Annotated in this window: 9 protein-coding genes; 5 read left to right on the forward strand and 4 right to left on the reverse strand. The window is 65.7% G+C overall.

Features of this window, described 5'->3' with window-relative positions; translation table 11 throughout:
- The first annotated feature begins 42 nt into the window (after nt 1-42).
- The 4 genes from CEY09_RS25700 to CEY09_RS25715 all read left to right on the forward strand — a co-directional run bounded on the left by CEY09_RS25700 (nt 43) and on the right by CEY09_RS25715 (nt 5,177).
- Nucleotides 43-1,629, forward strand: coding sequence for an acetate--CoA ligase (locus tag CEY09_RS25700; RefSeq protein ID WP_088590773.1), 1,587 nt, complete (start codon nt 43-45; stop codon nt 1,627-1,629).
- 19 nt (nt 1,630-1,648) lie between these two features.
- Entirely contained in the window at nt 1,649-2,794 is a 1,146-nt protein-coding gene (locus CEY09_RS25705) for an FAS1-like dehydratase domain-containing protein (RefSeq protein ID WP_088590774.1), read from the forward strand.
- Nucleotides 2,795-2,923: 129 nt separating this feature from the next.
- Nucleotides 2,924-4,171 (forward strand): CaiB/BaiF CoA transferase family protein, encoded by a 1,248-nt coding sequence (locus CEY09_RS25710; protein ID WP_234818400.1) that lies wholly within the window; start codon nt 2,924-2,926, stop codon nt 4,169-4,171.
- Nucleotides 4,172-4,211: 40 nt separating this feature from the next.
- Nucleotides 4,212-5,177, forward strand: a complete 966-nt coding sequence (locus tag CEY09_RS25715) for a Bug family tripartite tricarboxylate transporter substrate binding protein (RefSeq protein ID WP_088590775.1) — start codon at nt 4,212-4,214, stop codon at nt 5,175-5,177.
- Nucleotides 5,178-5,216: 39 nt separating this feature from the next.
- Here CEY09_RS25715 and CEY09_RS25720 read toward each other — a convergent pair whose 3' ends face one another.
- Entirely contained in the window at nt 5,217-6,614 is a 1,398-nt protein-coding gene (locus CEY09_RS25720) for an MFS transporter (RefSeq protein ID WP_337360722.1), read from the reverse strand.
- Nucleotides 6,615-6,773: 159 nt separating this feature from the next.
- Here CEY09_RS25720 and CEY09_RS25725 point away from each other — a divergent pair, with 159 nt between their 5' ends.
- Nucleotides 6,774-7,661: a LysR family transcriptional regulator gene (locus CEY09_RS25725; RefSeq protein ID WP_088590776.1), complete on the forward strand. Its 888-nt coding sequence runs from the start codon at nt 6,774-6,776 to the stop codon at nt 7,659-7,661.
- A 16-nt stretch (nt 7,662-7,677) separates the two neighbouring features.
- Here the strand turns inward: CEY09_RS25725 and CEY09_RS25730 are convergent, their stop codons facing one another.
- The 3 genes from CEY09_RS25730 to CEY09_RS25740 form a co-directional block, all read right to left on the reverse strand.
- Nucleotides 7,678-9,237, reverse strand: coding sequence for an argininosuccinate lyase (locus tag CEY09_RS25730; protein WP_088590777.1), 1,560 nt, complete (start codon nt 9,235-9,237; stop codon nt 7,678-7,680).
- A gap of 215 nt (nt 9,238-9,452) precedes the next feature.
- A complete protein-coding gene (locus CEY09_RS25735; RefSeq protein WP_088590778.1) occupies nt 9,453-11,114 on the reverse strand; it encodes a ShlB/FhaC/HecB family hemolysin secretion/activation protein in 1,662 nt (553 codons plus the stop codon).
- Between the two features lie 106 nt (nt 11,115-11,220).
- The gene (locus CEY09_RS25740; RefSeq protein WP_088590779.1) at nt 11,221-17,658 is read right to left on the reverse strand and encodes a YDG domain-containing protein; all 6,438 of its coding nucleotides are present in this window, start codon (nt 17,656-17,658) and stop codon (nt 11,221-11,223) included.
- Nucleotides 17,659-17,728 lie beyond the last annotated feature (70 nt).

Raw genomic sequence — 17,728 nt, forward strand, 5'->3', positions numbered from 1 at the left:
TATCGCTTCAACAGATTGCGGACCCCACACAGGCACGACGACATGACGACGCTGACGCAGGCCACTTCTTATGCGGACGCCCAGGCGCTCTGCACGCCGGACAAACTCTGGGAACTGTTCGACGGCGACCGCGAATGGATGAACATCGCCCATGAGTGCATCGACCGCCATATCGGCCAGACGGAGCCGGCGGTGATTCTGGTGCGTGCCGCCGGCGGCGACGAGACCTACGGCTTTCAACAGCTTTCCGACGCCTCATCACGCTTTGCGCACTATCTGGCCGCGCAGGGCATCCAGCCCGGCGACCGGGTCGCGGTGATGCTGGAGCCGTCGCTGGCGTTCTACGTGGCGATGTTCGGCGCGATGAAGATGGGCGCGATCGCGGTGCCGCTTTTCACGCTCTTCGGGCCGGACGGCATCCGGCTGCGCGTGCAGGACTGCAAGCCGCGCATGTTGGTGACGAATGCCGAAAAAGCCCCGCTGGCCGGCGGGCGCGACGACATGCGCGTCGTTATCGCGGACGAAGACTTCATCGGCACGCTGGCTGCGTTCCCCTCCCGCTACGAATGCCGTACACGGGCGGACGATCTGGCCATCTTCCAATACACCTCGGGCACCACCCGCGAACTGCCCGACGCGGTCAAGCACACCCACCGCGCGCTGGTGACCCTGATGCTGGCCGCCCTGTACGGCACGGGCGTGCGGCCCGGTGACCGCTTCATGTGCCCATCGTCGCCGGCCTGGGGCCACGGACTTTGGCACGGCACGCTGGCCCCGCTGGCCCTGGGCGTGACCATCGGCGCCTACGCGGGCAAATTCAACGCCGAACGCCTGCTGCAAGCGTTGCAGGACCACGGCTTCAACAACATCTCGGCCGCCGCCACTCACTACCGGATGATGCGCAACTCGGGCGTGGCGGACCAGTACCGCTATCAGCTGCAGAAGGTGTCCTTCACCGGCGAGCCCATCGACAGCGAAACGTCCGCCTTCGTGCAGGCCGCCTTCGGACGCCCGGTCTGCAGCATGTACGGCACGACGGAAATCGGGGTGTGCCTGGTGAACTTCCCGGGCGCCCCGGACTTCACGGTCAAACCCGGGTCGCTGGGCAAGCCCGTGCCCGGCCTGCGGGTGCAAGTGCAGGACGCCAATGGCGCGCCCTGCCCGCCCGGCGTGACGGGTGAACTGAAGCTCTGGCGCCGCGACGCCTGGGTCGCCACCAAGGATCTGGGACGCGTCGATGAGGACGGCTACTTCTGGCACGGCGGCCGTGCGGACGACGTCATCATCTCGGCCGGCTGGACGATGAGCGCAGTCGAGATCGAAGACGCCATCCTGAAACACCGCGACGTGACCGAAGCCGCCGCCATCGGCGTGCCGGACGCCTTGCGCGGCCAGGTCGTCAAAGCCTTCATCGTGTCGGGGCGCACGGGCGACGACGCCTTCATCGAAGAGATCCAGAACACGGTGCGCGGCCAATTGGCCCAGCACGAGTATCCGCGCCAGGTGGTGTTCGTCCCCGAACTGCCGAAGACGCCCGCAGGAAAGATCCATCGCCGGAAACTGCGGGAGCAAGAGCTTGCGACCGCTGATGCTTCAACCGTAAACGCCGCGCCCGCCGCGCACGTCTGACCCATCCCCAGGAGACATCATGCTGACCAAGACCAAGACCGAAAGAAGCTTCCCCAAAATCACCGAAAGCGGCCTGGACGAACTGCGCGCCCGCATCGGCGTGAAGATCGGCGCCACCGCCGAACCGTGGTGCTACGAGGCCACGCGCGACAACATCCGCCACTACGCCCACGGCATCGGCGACGATAACCCCCTGTGGTCCGACCCGGAATACGCGGCCAAGACCCTGCACGGCGGCATCATCGCCCTGCCCAGCTTCCTGTTTTCGACCAGCCGCATCGTGTCGGGTTATGTGGGCGGGCTGCCCGGCGTGCACGCCATGTGGTCGGGCGCCGACTGGACCTGGCACAAGACCGTCAAACGCAACGACGTGATCTCGACCGAAGCGCACCTGAAGAACCTCATCGAGCACGAGACCCGCTTCGCCGGCCGTGCGGTGCAGCAGATTTATCACGTGGACTTCTTCAACCAGGATGGCGACAAGGTCGCTGAAGCCGACAGCTGGTGCTTCCGCACCGAGCGCGACCACGCCCGCGAACAAGGGAGCAAATACAAAGAGGTGCGCGCTCGTGAACCCCGCCGCTACAGCCCCGAGGAAATCAAGGAAGCCTACAAGCTGTATGCGCAGGAAGAAGTGCGCGGCGCCACCCCCCGCTATTGGGAAGACGTGAAGGAAGGCGAAGCCCTGCCCGTGATGTTCAAAGGCCCCATGACGGTGACGGGTTTCATCGCCTTCGCGCAGGGCTGGGGCGGCCTGTACATCCGCGCCAACAAGCTCGCGTGGCAACTGATCGACGCGCACCCCGGCGTGGGCATCACCAACCGCTTCGGTATTCCCGACGTACCCGAGCGCGTGCACTGGGAAGAGGATTTCGCGCTGGAAGTCGGCGCCCCTGGCGCTTACGACTACGGTCCGGAACGCAATTCCTGGCTGACGCACCACCTGACCAACTGGATGGGGGATGCGGGGTTCCTGCGCAAGTCCACGTGCAAGATCCGCCGCCACAACCCCGAAGGCGACATGCTGTTCTTCAAGGGACGCGTCACCCGCAAATACATCGAAGACGGCCGGCACCTGGTGGAAATCGAGCAGGAAGCACGCAACCAGGACGACGAGCTGTCTGTATTGGGCTCCGGCGTGGTTGAATTGCCTGCCCGCGGATGACGCGCGGGCCGCCAGACGCACGCCGCGCCTGGCGGTCTGATCTCCGACGGCTGACCGGCCGCCGCTGCCTGCCATGATCACGCGCCCGCGGTTCCCGCCCGCGCGTCGGACATGACCAACTCGAGGTCGATGATGTCTGGTTCAACGGAGCATGCTGCACCTCCCCCAAACGCCCGGGCCGCCGGCGCGCTGGAGGGCATTCGGGTCATCGACCTGTCCCGGGTACTGGCGGGTCCGCTGTGCACCCAGATGCTGGCTGACCAGGGCGCGAACGTGATCAAGATCGAGCCGCCTGGCGGCGACGAGACCCGCACGCTGGGGCCTCCCGTCAACGCGGAGGGCGACGCGGCCTACTTCACCGCCGTCAACCGCGGCAAGCGGGCGATCGGGCTGGACCTGTCGCTGGCGGGCGGGCGCGACGTCCTGCTGCGCCTGCTGGAGGACGCCGACATCCTGGTCGAGAACTTCATCCCCGGCACGATGGCCCGGTGGGGGCTGGATTACGAGACGGACCTCAAGCCGCGCTTTCCGCAGCTGATCTACTGCGCCATTTCGGGATTCGGCCAAGACGGGCCATTGGGCGGGCTACCGGGCTACGACGCCATCTTGCAAGCCATGTGCGGATTGATGAGCGTGAACGGAGACCCCGCCAGCGGCCCCACCCGCATCGGCATCCCCATCGTGGACCACCTGACGGGCTACACCGCGCAAGCGGGCATCCTGCTGGCGCTGTACCACCGCGCGCGCACCGGGCGCGGCCAACGCGTGGATGCCACCTTGTTCGACACCGCGCTCAGCCTGCTGGTGCCGCACGCCGCCAACTGGATGCACACACAACACGTGCCGGGACTGCTGGGCAGCGCCCATCCGAATATCGCACCCTATGACCGCTTCGCGTGCCTGGACGGCGAGATCTTCCTGGGCGTCGTGAACGACCGCCAATTCGGCAAATTCTGCGATTACGTCGGCCTGGCGCCCCTACTGGAAGACGAGCGCTTCACGACCAACCGCCAACGGCTGCAACATCGCGACGCGTTACGCGAGGCGATCGAAGCGGCGCTGGCCACGCGCACGCGTGACACCCTCTGCCAGGACCTGATGCAGCGGGGCGTCCCCGCAGGACCCGTCCACAGCGTGCCCGAAGCCTTCGAACAGGCGCATGCGGCGCATCGCGGCATGCGCATCGACCGCGATGGCTACCACGGCATCGGCGCCGCCACCCGGCTGGCTGAATCGCCCGCGCGCCTGCGCCGGCCGCCCCCTGCCTATGCGCAGCACACCGACGAGGTCCTCCGGGAGGCCGGCCTCGACGACACCCATATCGCGGCCCTGCGGGAACAGGGCGTCCTGCCGCGCTGGCCTCCTCCCAAGCTGTAGCCCCAAATCGCTACCCAATAAAAACATCGAGGAGACCACCATGAAACCCTTACGCCTCATCGCCGCGCTAGCGGCGTCCATGCTATTCACGCAGCCCACCGCGGCAGCGGACAAGTATCCGTCCAAACCGGTGCGGGTCATCGTCCCCTACCAGGCCGGGCAAGGCACCGACGTGGCCGGCCGCTATCTGGCCGAGTACCTGGCCAAATCGCTGGGCCAGGCCTTCATCGTCGAAAACCGCCCCGGCGCGGGCGGCAATATCGGCGCGTCCGAAGTCGCCCGCGCCGCGCCGGACGGCTACACGCTGCTGATGGGCACCAACGGCACGCACGTGCTGAACCAATACATGTATGCGTCCACGGCCTTCGACCCCGAGAAGGATTTTGAACCGATCATGCTGGTCAGCTCGTTTCCGATGGTGCTGCTGTCCCCGCCAGGATCGCCCTACGCCAACTTGCCGGACCTGCGCGACGCTGCCAAGGCGAAGTCCGACAGCGTCAACGTCGGCATGCCCAGCGCCACCGCGCGGCTGGTCTTCGAACTGCTCAAGCAGCAAGGCGTCGATAGCATCCGGGGCATTCCCTACAAGGGCTCGGCCACCGCGACGACGGATCTGATGGGCGGGCAAGTGCAAATCGGCATCGATACCGTCAGTGCCGCGCGTTCGTTCATCACGGGCGGCAAGCTGCATGCGGTGGCGGTGACCTCGCTGAAGGAATCCGCCCTGCTGCCGGGCGTGAAGTCCGTCGCTGAACAAGGGCTGCCGGGATTTCAGGTCATCGCGTGGAACGGGTTATACGCGCCGAAGGGCACGCCCCCCGCCGTCGTGCAGAAGCTGAACGCCGAACTCGCAAAGATTTTGGCGCGCCCAGAGGTGCGGCAACGCCTGCTGGAACTGGGCCATGAACCGGGCGGCGGCACGCCTGCGGAATTGGCCGAATTCGCGCGTAGCGAACGCCTGAAATGGCAGCCGCTGATCGTCCAGGCGGGGTTGAAGGCCGAGTAGCGGAAACAAGGCGATCTCGGCTGGCGCAGCGAGGGTCACCTAGTCCCGCCCCCGCACAATAATGACCAAGGCCAGCATCAGCATTACGGCGGCCAGCGCATAGGTCCAGCCCATGCCCGCAGCCAGCGCGGCGGGCGAGGCGATCCGAAGGTCGCCCGCCCCCGATGCCCAAGCGAATACCGCGCCCATCAACGATGCGCCGGTAATGAACCCCAGATTGCGCGACAGGTTCAGCAACCCGGATAAGGCGCCGCGCTGGTCCGCGCCGGCACACTGCATGACGGCGCTGCTGTTTGCCGCCTGGAACAACGCATAGCCCGCAGTGGTCACGGCCAACGGCGCCACGTAACCCAGCGCGCCGAGCGCCACGGGCGCCAGGGACAGCAAGGCCACCCCTGCCACCATGACGGCCAGCGCCACGCGCATCACGCGCTGCGCACCGTAGCGGTCCACGCCGCGCCCCGCCGGCACACCCGCCAGCGCCGCCACGGCCGGACCGCAAGACATCACCAGCCCCACCCGCGCCGCGTCCAATCCCAACGCCCCCGCCAGATAGAACGGCCCCACCACCAGGGTCGTCATCATGACCGTCGAGACCAACCCGTTGGCGGCCACCCCCGCGCTCAGCACGGGGTGGCCGAACAGCGCCAGCCGGATCAATGGCGAAGCCGACGTCGCCTGCACCCGCACAAACGCGATGGTCAGCCCCCCGGCGGCGGACAGCAGCGCCCCGATCATCCAGCCCCCGCCGACCGCCCCGGTCATCGCCAACGCATACGCCGCAATACCAGCGGCCAACAACAGCGAACCCCGCATGTCGAAATTGGCCCGCGACCTGCCGCTGCCCGACGGGTCCGCCGGCAAGTGGAACCAGGCCAATCCCAATGCCAACAAGCCCAACGGCACGTTGATCAGGAAGATCGACGACCAACCCGGCCCCGCAAGCAGCAATCCACCCAGCGAAGGGCCAAGCGCCGTGCCAATGGCCGACATCGTGCCCAGCAGGCCCATCACGCTGCCAGTCTTCTCCTTGGCGACGGCATCGCTAGCGTAGGCCATCGTCAACGCCATCATGATGGCGGCGCCCAAGCCCTGCAGGGCGCGTGCGGCAATCAAGCCACCCAGCCAGGGCGTGGTGCCGCACAACGCCGAGGCCACGGTGAACACGCCAATCCCCGCCAGCATCAGACGGCGCCGGCCAATTAGATCGCCCAACCTGCCGACGCTGACAATCAGCGTGGTCACGGCCAGCAGATAGGCCAGCACGACCCATTGGATAGCGTGAAACGGCGCATCGAAGGCTTGCGCCAGCGTCGGCAAGGCAACGTTGGCAACGCTGACGCCCAGCGCCGGCAGCAACATCGACACTGACAGGCAGGCCATGACGGGCAATGACGAGCGGGCGGAGACTAGCGGGGAAGAATTCAGGGGCAACACGGTCTGGCCTACGGAAAGTCCGGGACGCCAACATGACGCCCTGCACCCATCCTAGGCGCAGCCGGCATCAGGCGGAAGGCGCAGCATTTGCACTGAATACCTGCACCAAACGCCATGCCAAAGTGCGCCATCACACGCCCACCGTGCTACGGTTGCGGCATGGCCACCCCCGATCTAAACCTGCTGATCACCCTGGACGTCCTGCTGGCCGAAGGCAGCGTCGCGCGCGCCGCCCGCCGCTTGCGGCTAAGCCCGTCCGCCATGAGCCGGGCGCTGGCCCGTCTGCGCGACGCCACGGGCGATCCGCTGCTGGTGCGTGCCGGGCGCGGCCTGGTGCCCACGCCGCGGGCGCTGGAACTGCGCGACCGGGTTCACGTGCTGGTGCAAGACGTGGAAGCGGTGCTCCGCCCCGCAGCGCAGCTGGACGTCACGCAGTTGTCGCGCACCTTCACACTGCGCACCAGCGACGGTTTTGCAGAGAATTTCGGTCCGGGCTTGCTGGCACGCCTGGGCGTCGAAGCGCCTGGCGTGCGGCTGCGCTTCATCCAGAAAACCGATAAGGACAGCGCCCCGCTGCGCGAAGGCGCCGTAGATCTGGAAACCGGCATCGTCGGCGATGCGGCCAGCCCCGAACTGCGCACCCGGGCCCTGTTCCAGGACCGCTTTGTCGGCGTGATGCGTGCCGGACATCCCCTTAGCCTAGGCAAGGTCACGCTTGCACGCTATGCGTCCGCGCGTCACATCCTTGTGTCGCGGCGCAACCTGGACAAAGGGCCGGTCGACGATGCGCTGGCCTCGCACGGCCGCGAACACCACGTCGCCACCATTGCAGGCGGCTTTTCCACCGCGCTGGCGCTGGCACGCGGGTCCGACCTGATCGCCACCGTACCCGAACGCCACACCGGCAGCTTGCGGGCAGGCATGCATAGCTTTCCCCTGCCCTTCGCCATGCCGGCATTCACCCTGTCGATGCTGTGGCATCCGCGCATGGACGGCGACGCCGCCCATCGCTGGCTGCGCGGATGCGTGCTGGACGCCGTCTGCTGACGGCGCCAGCCCGCGCTTACTTCGCCTTCGCTTCGCTGGCCGCGAGCGCGTTGAACTTCTTGTCCAGATCCGCCAGCGACGTGTTGATGTGGTCGCGGCGATCCTTGATCCACTTGCCTTGCGCGGTCAACTGGTCGCGTGCCTCTTTCAGCATGCGGTCCATCTCAGCAGGCTGCGGCCCGCCGCTGGTGGCGCGGTTCTTCACGATGGCCACGGGGTCCAGCGTCGACCGGAATTCCGCTTCGCTCATCGGCAGTTCGTTGCCGTACTTCGAATCCTTCATGGCGTCGGCGTAGATGCGTCGGGCTTGCTCGTACGGGAAGTCCAACGGCTTGATGTTGTTGGTCTTGGCGTACGTCACGACTTCGGACGCAAAGTGGTGGCCGTCGCGAAACGGCAGCTTGTACTTGCGCATCAGCACATCGGCCAGCTCCTGCGAGGCAGTCCAGTCGCTGTTCAACTCTTCCAGCGCGCGGTCGGGGCTGATGACCATCGCCTTCAGCACACGATCCCAGCGCTTGAGCGCCGAGATGCCGCTGTCCACCATGGCGGAGTTCTGCTTCACGTCTTTCGGGTCGCTCATGCCCGGCGTGATGTTGTGCGTCTGGATGACGGGGCCCATCGCCAGGGTCACGGCGGTAGACGCATCGCTGCGGGTGTCGTTCAACAGCCCGGGATTGCGCTTTTGCGGCATGGCGCTGGACACGTAGGTGTTGCCACCGCCCTCTTCCAGCAGGATCCAGGGACGCGACTGCGCATACTGCGTCATGACGTCTTCGACGAAGTTGCCCGTGCGCAGCGCGATGCTGGTCACGATCGAAGCCACCTCCACCGGCTGGTCCATGGACGAGATCTGCGAGGCGTCGTAGGCGTTGTCGACCAGTGCTTCAAAGCCCAGGTATTGCGCCATGCGCTTGCGGTCCAGCGGCCAGCTGGTGCCGTTGAGCACCGTCGTGCCCATGGGCGAACGGTCGATGCGCACATACGCTTCGCGGATGCGCTGCGCGTCGCGCGCCAGGCCGGCCGCCTGGCCCAGCAGATAGTGGCCATAGCTGTTGGGCTGCGCGGCCACGCCGTTGGTGTAGTTCGGCACGATCGTGCCCGCATGCTTGGCAGCCAGCTCGACCAGGGTGGTCGACGTCTTGTTCAACTGGTCGGCCAGTTCCAGCAGCTTGTCGCGCAGGATGGCGCTGCGGTAGGTCGCGTGCATGTCCTGGCTGGAACGGCCCGCGTGCAGCAAGGTCACGTCTTCGCCCGCCGCCTTGATCAGCAGCGGCTCGAAGGTGATGACGCTGGCAGGCCGCTTGGCGCCCGGCTGGTTGCCGTCGTTGATCACCTTGGCGACGCCCGCGGCCAGGCGCGGCGCGATGGACTTGTCCAGCAGGCCTTCATCGGAGTTGATGACGGCGGTGGCCTTGTTGATTTCTCCCAACCAGAAGAAGGGATCGCGCGGCACGGCGGTGGCAGCAGCAGGTGCGGCCGAAGAAGCGGCGGCGGGCGCCGGTTGGGCCAGCGCGGCATGCGTGCTCAGCGACAAAACCAGGGCGGCGCCCAGGGTGGGAAGAAACTGTCTCATGGCGTTCTCGTTATGGGGATCGTTATCGGGGTCGATACTGGGGCGGTCCGGTAGTTTATGGAAAAGCCTCTACGTCGAGAACCGGGTATTACACGGAGAGCCCGCGAATGCGTAACAAGAACCGTCGTGGCTGAATGTTTCCTGACGCGATGACGCGACGCGAAAAAAAGCCCCTGTCCCCGGGAGGAAGACAGGGGCCAAGCCGGCGCGCTGGCTTAGAACAAGTACTGCGCGCTTACCCAGAACAAGGGTTTGTGGTCCCGGCTGTCGGACTGCGGTGCGCCGCCATCGGTGCGCCAAGCGACCGTGGCTTCGCCCCGCCAGCCGCCCACGGCAACGCGGGCACCGACGCCTGCCCCGGCGACGCGGCGGAAGTTCTCGCCGGCCTGCCAGGGATGGGAGGAAATCTCTACCCGGCCCGCGTCGTAGAACGCGAACGGAGTGACTGCGCCTGCCGCGTAGCGGACTTCCACCTGCGCCAGCCAGCCCCGGTCACCGTAGCCTTCGCCCACAGGGTAGGCCCGCACGCCAGCGGGTCCGCCCAGACCAAAGTCTTCGGACGAATCCAGGTTGTCGTTGGTCCATTGGCCGCTGAAACGGCCGAACAGGCTCCAGCGCGACGACACGGATTGCAGGCGCGCAATGTCAAGATTCAGCTTGCTGTAGTGCCCCGCCGAGTTCGCGCTCAGGCTGTCGGCGGTGGCCAGATTGCCGTCCAGCTTCAAGGTGCCCGGCGTCCAGCTCAAGGCGCCATACGTCAGACCACCACCACCCAGGCTGTCGCGCACATCGAACTGCGCCGCGATCGGCACGCTGTTGCTGAACTTGTTCTGCTCGATCTCGGCGGCGCGATAATCGTCGCGCAGCTTCTTGTGCAGGAAATCGATACCGATGGTCAGGTTGCGGCTTTGCGAACGGATCAGCGGATAGCTCAGGCCCACGCTGGCCACCTTGGCGGTGCCGTGCGCATCCAGGTCGCTGAATTCCTTGCCCAGCTCATAGCCGGTATAGCCGTAGCCGACGCGGCCGCGCAGACCCGAACTGCCCAGCGGCGCGCTATAGCCCACATCGCCGTAGTTCAGGCTTTCGCTGGTGCGCTGCGCGCGCAGCGTGATCTGGTCGCCCAGCATAAAGGGGCTGTTGATCGACAGCGCTGCGTTGGCGCGGTACTGGCCCGTGTAGCGGTTGCCCTGGTTGTCCAGGCCGACGCTGCCATTGACGCGGTCCCCGCGGTCCACCTGCACGACCAGGTCTCCCGTGCCCAGTTGCTGGCCCGGCCGGATGATCGGGCTGGCGGTCACGCCGGGCAGATCCGACAGCAGCAGCGCCGCGCGCTCCAGCGAGGCGCTCTCGATGATGTCGCCGGATTTCAGCGGGCTCAGGTATGCCTGGGCGCGTGCAGCCAGGCCGGCATCGCCTTCGGTCTTGACCTCGCCGTAACGGCCTTCGACGACTTGCAGGCGCAGCACGCCGTTTTCCAGCCCTTGCGCCGGCAGATAGACGCGTGCAAACGGATAACCCGCATCCCGGTAGTAGCGCGTCAGTTGATTGGCCAGGTCTTGCATGCCGGCCAGGTCATAGGACTTGCCTTGATAGTCGCCCAACCGCGCCAGCAATTGCTCGGTCGAGAAGGCCTGGTTGCCCGTCAGGTCAATGCGGGTAACGCTGGCTTGCGGGCCGCCCGGCGCAACGGTGCCGGGAACGGGGCTGCTCAGGTTCAGTTCGGGCGACGGGGCCGGCGGCTGCGGCTCGGTGGCCTGTTCCTGAAGGATGCGGCCCGCGTTGGGGATCTGCTGGGCGAGAGCCGCCGCAGGCAGCAGCGCGGCAAGCGCCAGGACCAGGTAGTGCGGACGTGCGAAAGATGAAACTTGCGTCATGATCTTGTGAGAATCGGGTGTTCGGAGCGGCTGCCCACGTCCCCGTAGGGCAATGGACAGCCGGCAAGCGGATAAGTCGTGGAGTTCGCCGTATCAGGGGCCGGAATCAGATTCCGCCCTGGACAACGCCCTCCGGCAGGCGGATACCGCCGTCGATCACCAGGACCTGAGCGGGGCCCTGCATGCTGCGCGCGCCCTGGCCCGCATTCGGCGCCGGTTTCGCAGTGCCGCCCTGGCCTTGGTTGCCGGATTCGACCGGCACGAAACTCAGCTCACCCGACAGGGTCGGCGGCGTCGTGTTGGCGGTACCCACGGCCGCCTGCAGCCATTGCGCCGTCGACAGCGCAGCCTCGCGACGGCTGTCGGGTTGCACGGCATTGCTGATGACCAGCGTGCCATCCTGCGCAGCAACCAGGTAGTTGCTGTTGGACAGTCCGCCCGCGCCGATCACGTAGTTGCCGGCCGTCTCGCCCGCCGCGCGGTTCAACACACCGGCCAGCGTATCGTTGCCGACCAGGTTGCCCTGCGTGACGCGCCACGTCAGCGCCGGATCCACATCGCCCGCACGCTTGGTCTTGTCGTCGGCCGCGACGGTGATGGCGCGGCGATCGATGACAGCCTGATGCTGCGTGTCGGCCAGCACATAATTGCTGGCCAGGCCGTTGTCGCCGTCGGCCAAGGCGTAACGCACGTTGGCGTTACGGTTGCCGGCGTTGGCGCTGTCGAACGTTGCCGTGGTTCCCACGCCCAGCGATTCGCCTTCGACCAGGTTGGTCAGCGATCCCGCGGATGCCTGGGTGGCCGTGCTGCCGTCGTAGACCTTGCCAGCAACCGTGGTGCCCTCGACACCGAGCACGCGACGCGCAATGGCGGCGCGCGCATCGGCGGCGTTCAACACATAGTTGCCGGCGTCGCCGCCCGTCAAGCCAAAGGCGACCGTCTTGCCCTCGCCCGCGTTCTTGTCGGAGAAGCTGCCCGCGACCCCCAGCGAATCGCCCGCGATGATGCCGGCAATGGCATCCGCGCCGGTGACCGTTGCCACGGTGTTGCCGTCGTAGACCTTGTCCAGCGCGCCAAGCGCGCCGTTCAATTGGCGCGCCGCGATCGTTGCCGTGGTCGTGCCGTTGGCGCTGACCGTGTAGTTGCCGGCGTCAGCGCCCGTCAGCGAACCGCTGACATTCACCAGCTTGCCGATGGCAGCATTCTTGTCCGCGAAGGCCCCCGTCGTCGCCAGTGCAACGGTGTCGCCCTGGACCACGCCGTTGAGCGAGCCCGACGTATCGGCGGCAGTGGTGCCGTCATAGGTCTTGCCGGCGGCCGTGATGGCGCCCGTCAAGGCCTTGGGCGTGATGTTGGCCAGCGTCGTGGCGTTGGTGCTCAGCAGGTAGTTGCCCGCATCGGCGCCGGTCAGGACACCGTTCACCGCCACCAGCTTGCCGTTGCCCACGTTCTTGTCGCCGAACAGGCCCGTGGCATTGACGGCGACGTTGTCGTCCTGCACCACGCCGTTCAGCGTGCCGGTGGTGGCGGCATCGCGCGAGCCGTCGTACACCTTGCCGGCGGCCGTCAGCGCGCCGGTGATCGCCTTGGGCGTGATGTTGGCCGTGGTCGTCGCATTGGCGACCAGCGTGTAGTTGCCGGCATCCGCTCCCGTCAGCGAGCCGCCGACGTTCACGGTCTTGCCGTTGCCGACGTTCTTGTCTGCGAACGAACCGGTGGTCGACAGCGCCACGGCATCGGCCAGGATCTGGCCGGTCAGGCTGCCCGACGTGCTGGCGGCCACAGAGCCGTCGTAGACCTTGCCCGCCGCCGTGATGGCGCCGGTGATCGACTTCGGCGTAATGGTGGCGACCGTCGTGCCGTTGGCACTGACCGTGTAGTTGCCGGCGTCCACACCCGTCAGCCTGCCGTTGACGTTGACTTGCTTGCCCACGCCGGCATTCTTGTCGGCGAAGGCGCCCGTCGTCGCCAGCGCAACCGTGTCGCCCTGGACCACGCCGTTGAGCGAGCCCGACGTGTCCGCGGCAGTGGTGCCGTCATAGGTCTTGCCGGCGGCCGTGATGGCGCCCGTCAAGGCCTTGGGCGTGATGTTGGCCAACGTCGTGGCGTTGGTGCTCAGCAGGTAGTTGCCCGCGTCGGCGCCGGTCAGGACACCGTTCACCGCCACCAGCTTGCCGTTGCCCACGTTCTTGTCGCCGAACAGGCCCGTGGCATTGACGGCGACGTTGTCGCCCTGCACCACGCCGTTCAGCGTGCCGGTGGTGGCGGCATCGCGCGAGCCGTCGTACACCTTGCCGGCGGCCGTCAGCGCGCCGGTGATCGCCTTGGGCGTGATGTTGGCCGTGGTCGTCGCATTGGCAGCAAGGATGTAGTTGCCCGCATCCAGGCCCGTCAGCGACCCACCAACGTTCACCGTCTTGCCGTTGCCGACGTTCTTGTCCGCGAACGCACCGGTGGTCGACAGGCCGACAACGTCGCCCAGGACCACACCCGTGACGCGGCCTTGGGTCGTGGCCGCGACGCCGCCGTCGTAGACCTTGCCCGCCGCGGTGATGTCGCCAGCAAGGGTCGCCGGCGTGATGTTGGCCTTGCCCTTGGTCACGCCGTTGCCCAGCGTGTAATTGTTGGCGTCCGCACCGCCCAGCACGTAGGCCACGGATTTGCCGTTAGCCACGTTCTTGTCGCTGAAGCTGCCGCTGACAGTCAAGAGGTCGCCCGACAGCACGTTCAGGCTGTTCACGCCCGTGACCGAAGCCAGCGACGAGCCGTCATACACCTTGTCCAATGCGCCGAGTGCGCCCGTCAATTGACGGGCCGCAATGTCGGCGGTCGTGGTGGTGTTGAAAGTCACCACGTAGTTGCCGGCATCGGCGCCTGCCAGCATGCCATTGACGTTGACCTGCTTGCCCGCGCCCGCATTCTTGTCTGCGAACGCGCCCGTCGACGACAGGCTTACCGTGTCGCCCGCGATCTTGCCGGTGAGTGTTCCGTTCGTGTCGGCCGTCAAGGTGCCGTCATAGGTCTTCCCGGCGGCAGTGATCGCGCCGGTCAGCGCCTTGGGCGAGATGGTGGCCGTTGTGGTGCCGTTATACGACACCGTGTAGTTGCCTGCATCGGCGCCCTGCAGCAAACCGGTCACCGCCACGGTTTTGCCCACGCCCGCATTCTTATCGGCGAACAAGCCCGTGCTTGCCAGCGTGACGGTGTCGCCTTGAACGGCGCCCGTCAGTTGGCCCGATGTGTCGGCATCCCGTGTGCCGTCATAGGTCTTGCCGGCGGCAGTGATCGAACCGGTCAAGGCCTTGGGCGTGATGGAGGCGGTGGACTGCCCGTTGAACGTGAGCGTGTAGTTCCGTGCATCCAGGCCCGTCAACGAACTGAAGAGCTGCACATCCTTGCCGACACCGACGTTCTTGTCCCGGAAGTTTCCGCCGCTTATCAGCGACACCGCGTCGCCGTTGATGGCCCCGAACAGATTGCCCGACACCGCGGCGATGGTCGATCCATCATAGATCTTGTTGCCGGCGGTCAACGAGGCGGTCAGGGCCTTGGGGGTGATGCTGGCCGTCAACGCATCCAGGCCTGCACCTACGACGTAATTGCCGGCATCCAGACCGCTGAGCGCGAAAATTACCTGCTTATTGGCACCTACGTTCTTGTCGGCAAACTGGAAACCGTAGCTATAGCTATCCCCCGCTAGCAAGCCCGTAAGCCATCCCCCCGCATCCGCGTGGGTGCCCCCGTCATAGACCTTGTCGCTTATGATCACCGACCCCGTGAGTTCGCGGGGCGTGATCGAGGCCGTGGCTGTAGTGGACGAACCCGTAGTGATGAAATAGTTGTTGGCGTCTAACCCGGTCAGCGCGACTCCGTCGATATAGACAATTTTTCCAGCGCCCGCATTCTTGTCCGAGAAGCTGCCAGTGCCGCCAACGCCAAGGACGTCGCCCGCGAGTACGTCGATGCCCACCGTACCGCTGACATTGGCGCCCAAGGTGCCGTCATACGTCTTGTCTTGGGCGGTGAAGCCTACCGACACCCCCCTCTTCAAGACGTTCAAGGCCAAGCCGTCGGCATAGACGATGTCGTAGCCTTGCTGATTCGAATACAGGCCGCCATTGACGGTCAGCGTACCGTCGGCCAAGCGGTAGACTCCCGCGTTCTTCGAGTTGGTGGTGTAGCTGATGCTGCCGTCCAGCTGGGCACCCGGCTGCGACGCCACATAGCCGATACCCCCGCTCAGTCGGCCGTCATAGACCTTGTCGGCAAGGCTCACAGTGACCTGCTTGAGCAAGCCGCGCAGCAGCGGGCCACCCATGCCTTCGTAGATGCGCCACGTCGTACCCGTGCCGCCCGCGTTGTCGATGTCCCAACCAGCATCCTTGAACGTCGCCAACTGCGTCAGCTGTTGATAGGTCTTCATGCCGCTGTTTGGGCTGATCGTGCCCTGGGCCCCCCCGACCAGCTTCGTCATTGACGCGCCGGTGTAAACACTGCCCGCCGCATCCGTGCTGGCGGCGAAACTACCCATAATCGTGCCGTAGTTGGCGCCCACCAGGGCGCCGCTTTGGATAAACGGGAAAACGGGTTCTTTCACCAGCATCGTGGTGTACGAATTAGTGATGACGCCGTAATTGGCGCCCACCAAGCCGCCCCGCTGTCCCGTCGGCAAAGGAAATTGCGATGCTTCGAGCGTTCCCGAAGAATAGGCGTTGGAAATGGTCCCAAAGTTGACCCCGACCAGTCCGCCGCTGCCTAGGCCATTGTCTCCGCCAACCACCTTGCCGGTAACATAGACGTTATCCAGCTTCCCGCGGTTGTATCCGACCAGCCCACCTACATAGGTGAAGCCTGCCACCTCGGTGTTTACAATTCCCAGATTGCGGATATCGCCAGTGGCTTCAACGAAAGCGAATAGGCCCGAATAGCCTTGGGTGCCTTTCAGGTTGGAAATGGTGTGCCCAAGACCGTCGAATGCGCCGGTAAATTGCGAATTCGTCCCGATCACCGATTGCGAGAACAACTGGTCTGCCGCATCCAGATCCTGCGCCAGCGCATAGCGGCCTGCCAGGGCGTCGTTGACCGAGCTCAATTGCGCCACGCTGCGAATGAGCGTGTACGCATTTCCGTTTACGGCAAAGGTGGAATTCGCCCCGCTTAGCGTGACGGGCGAATTCACGCGGTAATCCGTGCCTGCCGCAACGCTGCCGTTCTGCTTATAACCGCCGTGGTTCAGCGCCAGGCCCGCATTTGCGCCCGTCGCCGTGATCGGCGCATTGAGCAAAATGTTGCCGTGAGCGCTAAGCGTCAGCTTGGTGTCCGCGCTCCACGTTACGCCGGCATTCACGTTGATGTTGCCCGCTTGGGCGCCCGAGGCGACCGTCTGCAACTCTACATTGCCGTTGTCCAGGTTGGCCGACAGCGTATCGGCGCCGATGCCGCTGTCTGTCTGACCCGTCGTGCCCGCGCTGACCGTGAAGTCCGTCGGATCGATCAGCCACGATCCATGCTGGCCGCTGACCGCCTTGGTGGTGATCACGGCGCCTGCCGCCACTGTCACCTTCGCGGCCGACGTTTCCACAAAACCGCCCTTGCCGCCGTTGGGCGCGCTGGCGTCCAGCTTGCCGGCCACGGCGATGCGGTCATTGACCATGTCGCCCAGCAACACGATCTTGCCGTTCTCGCCGGTGGCCAGCGTCTTGGCTTGCGTGATGCCGGTGTGGTTGATGACGGTGCTGGCCAAATCGCCCGCGGCCTTGGCCGTCAGGTAGACCACGCCGCCGTCGGCGCGAATGGCGCCGCCTTGTTCGATCAACGCGTCAATCGCGCCTTGTTCCACTTCAATCTTGACCGGGCCGCCCAGGTCCAGCTTGACGCGGCTGCCGGCGCCCAGCAGGACGTTGCCCTTGTCGGCCGTCAGGTTGCCGGTGTTGGTGATCTTGGCCGCGATCAGCGCGATGCTGCCGCCCGGGGCCGCCGTGATGTTGCCCTGGTTGATGATGGCGTTGCTGCTGGCGCCTTCAAACTTGTAGTTGCCCGCCAGGAAATCCTGGGTGCTGATGTTGAGCGTACTGGCGACGATGCCGCCCACGTTCACCTGCGCCGTCGGCGTGAACACCACGCCGTTCGGGTTGACCAGAAACACTTGGCCGTTGGCGTTCAGCGCGCCCTGGATCACCGACACGTCCGGACCCAGCACCCGGTTCAGCGCGACCGAATCGCGGCCCGGCTGGTTGAACGTGACGCTATTGCCCTTGCCGATGGAAAAGCTCTGCCAGTCCACGGCCATCTTGCCGGTCTGCTGGTTGATGGTCATCGCCGAACCGTTCTGGCTGATCGACCCCGCCCCCGCCACGACATTGCCCCCGGTGGGCAGATCCGCGGCTAATGCCGGCCCGGACAGCAACAACGCTGCGGTCAACGCCGCGGCAGACCCACTGCTGCGCTTGCGACGCGCGCTAGCGTGTTCGGCAACCGGCACATACACGCCCAGGGCGTCATTCCAGACCAGGCGGAAGATGTGGTTAAGGGAAGGCTTTTTCATCGGATATTCCTGAATCGGACAGCGTCACAATTTGTAAATTTCGCTGCTGAAATATACCGATGATTGCGTT

Origin of the sequence: Achromobacter marplatensis (assembly GCF_002209535.1) — a bacterium.
GTDB classification, from domain to species: Bacteria; Pseudomonadota; Gammaproteobacteria; order Burkholderiales; family Burkholderiaceae_B; genus Achromobacter; species Achromobacter marplatensis.

Bases quoted from the DNA above. Each gene is read 5' to 3' on its own strand.
- CEY09_RS25700 (WP_088590773.1), top strand. From the start codon at position 43: ATGACGACGCTGACGCAGGCCACTTCTTATGCGGACGCCCAGGCGCTC.
- CEY09_RS25705 (WP_088590774.1), top strand. From the start codon at position 1,649: ATGCTGACCAAGACCAAGACCGAAAGAAGCTTCCCCAAAATCACCGAA.
- CEY09_RS25710 (WP_234818400.1), top strand. From the start codon at position 2,924: ATGATGTCTGGTTCAACGGAGCATGCTGCACCTCCCCCAAACGCCCGG.
- CEY09_RS25715 (WP_088590775.1), top strand. From the start codon at position 4,212: ATGAAACCCTTACGCCTCATCGCCGCGCTAGCGGCGTCCATGCTATTC.
- CEY09_RS25725 (WP_088590776.1), top strand. From the start codon at position 6,774: ATGGCCACCCCCGATCTAAACCTGCTGATCACCCTGGACGTCCTGCTG.
- CEY09_RS25730 (WP_088590777.1), bottom strand. From the start codon at position 9,237: ATGAGACAGTTTCTTCCCACCCTGGGCGCCGCCCTGGTTTTGTCGCTG.
- CEY09_RS25735 (WP_088590778.1), bottom strand. From the start codon at position 11,114: ATGACGCAAGTTTCATCTTTCGCACGTCCGCACTACCTGGTCCTGGCG.
- CEY09_RS25740 (WP_088590779.1), bottom strand. From the start codon at position 17,658: ATGAAAAAGCCTTCCCTTAACCACATCTTCCGCCTGGTCTGGAATGAC.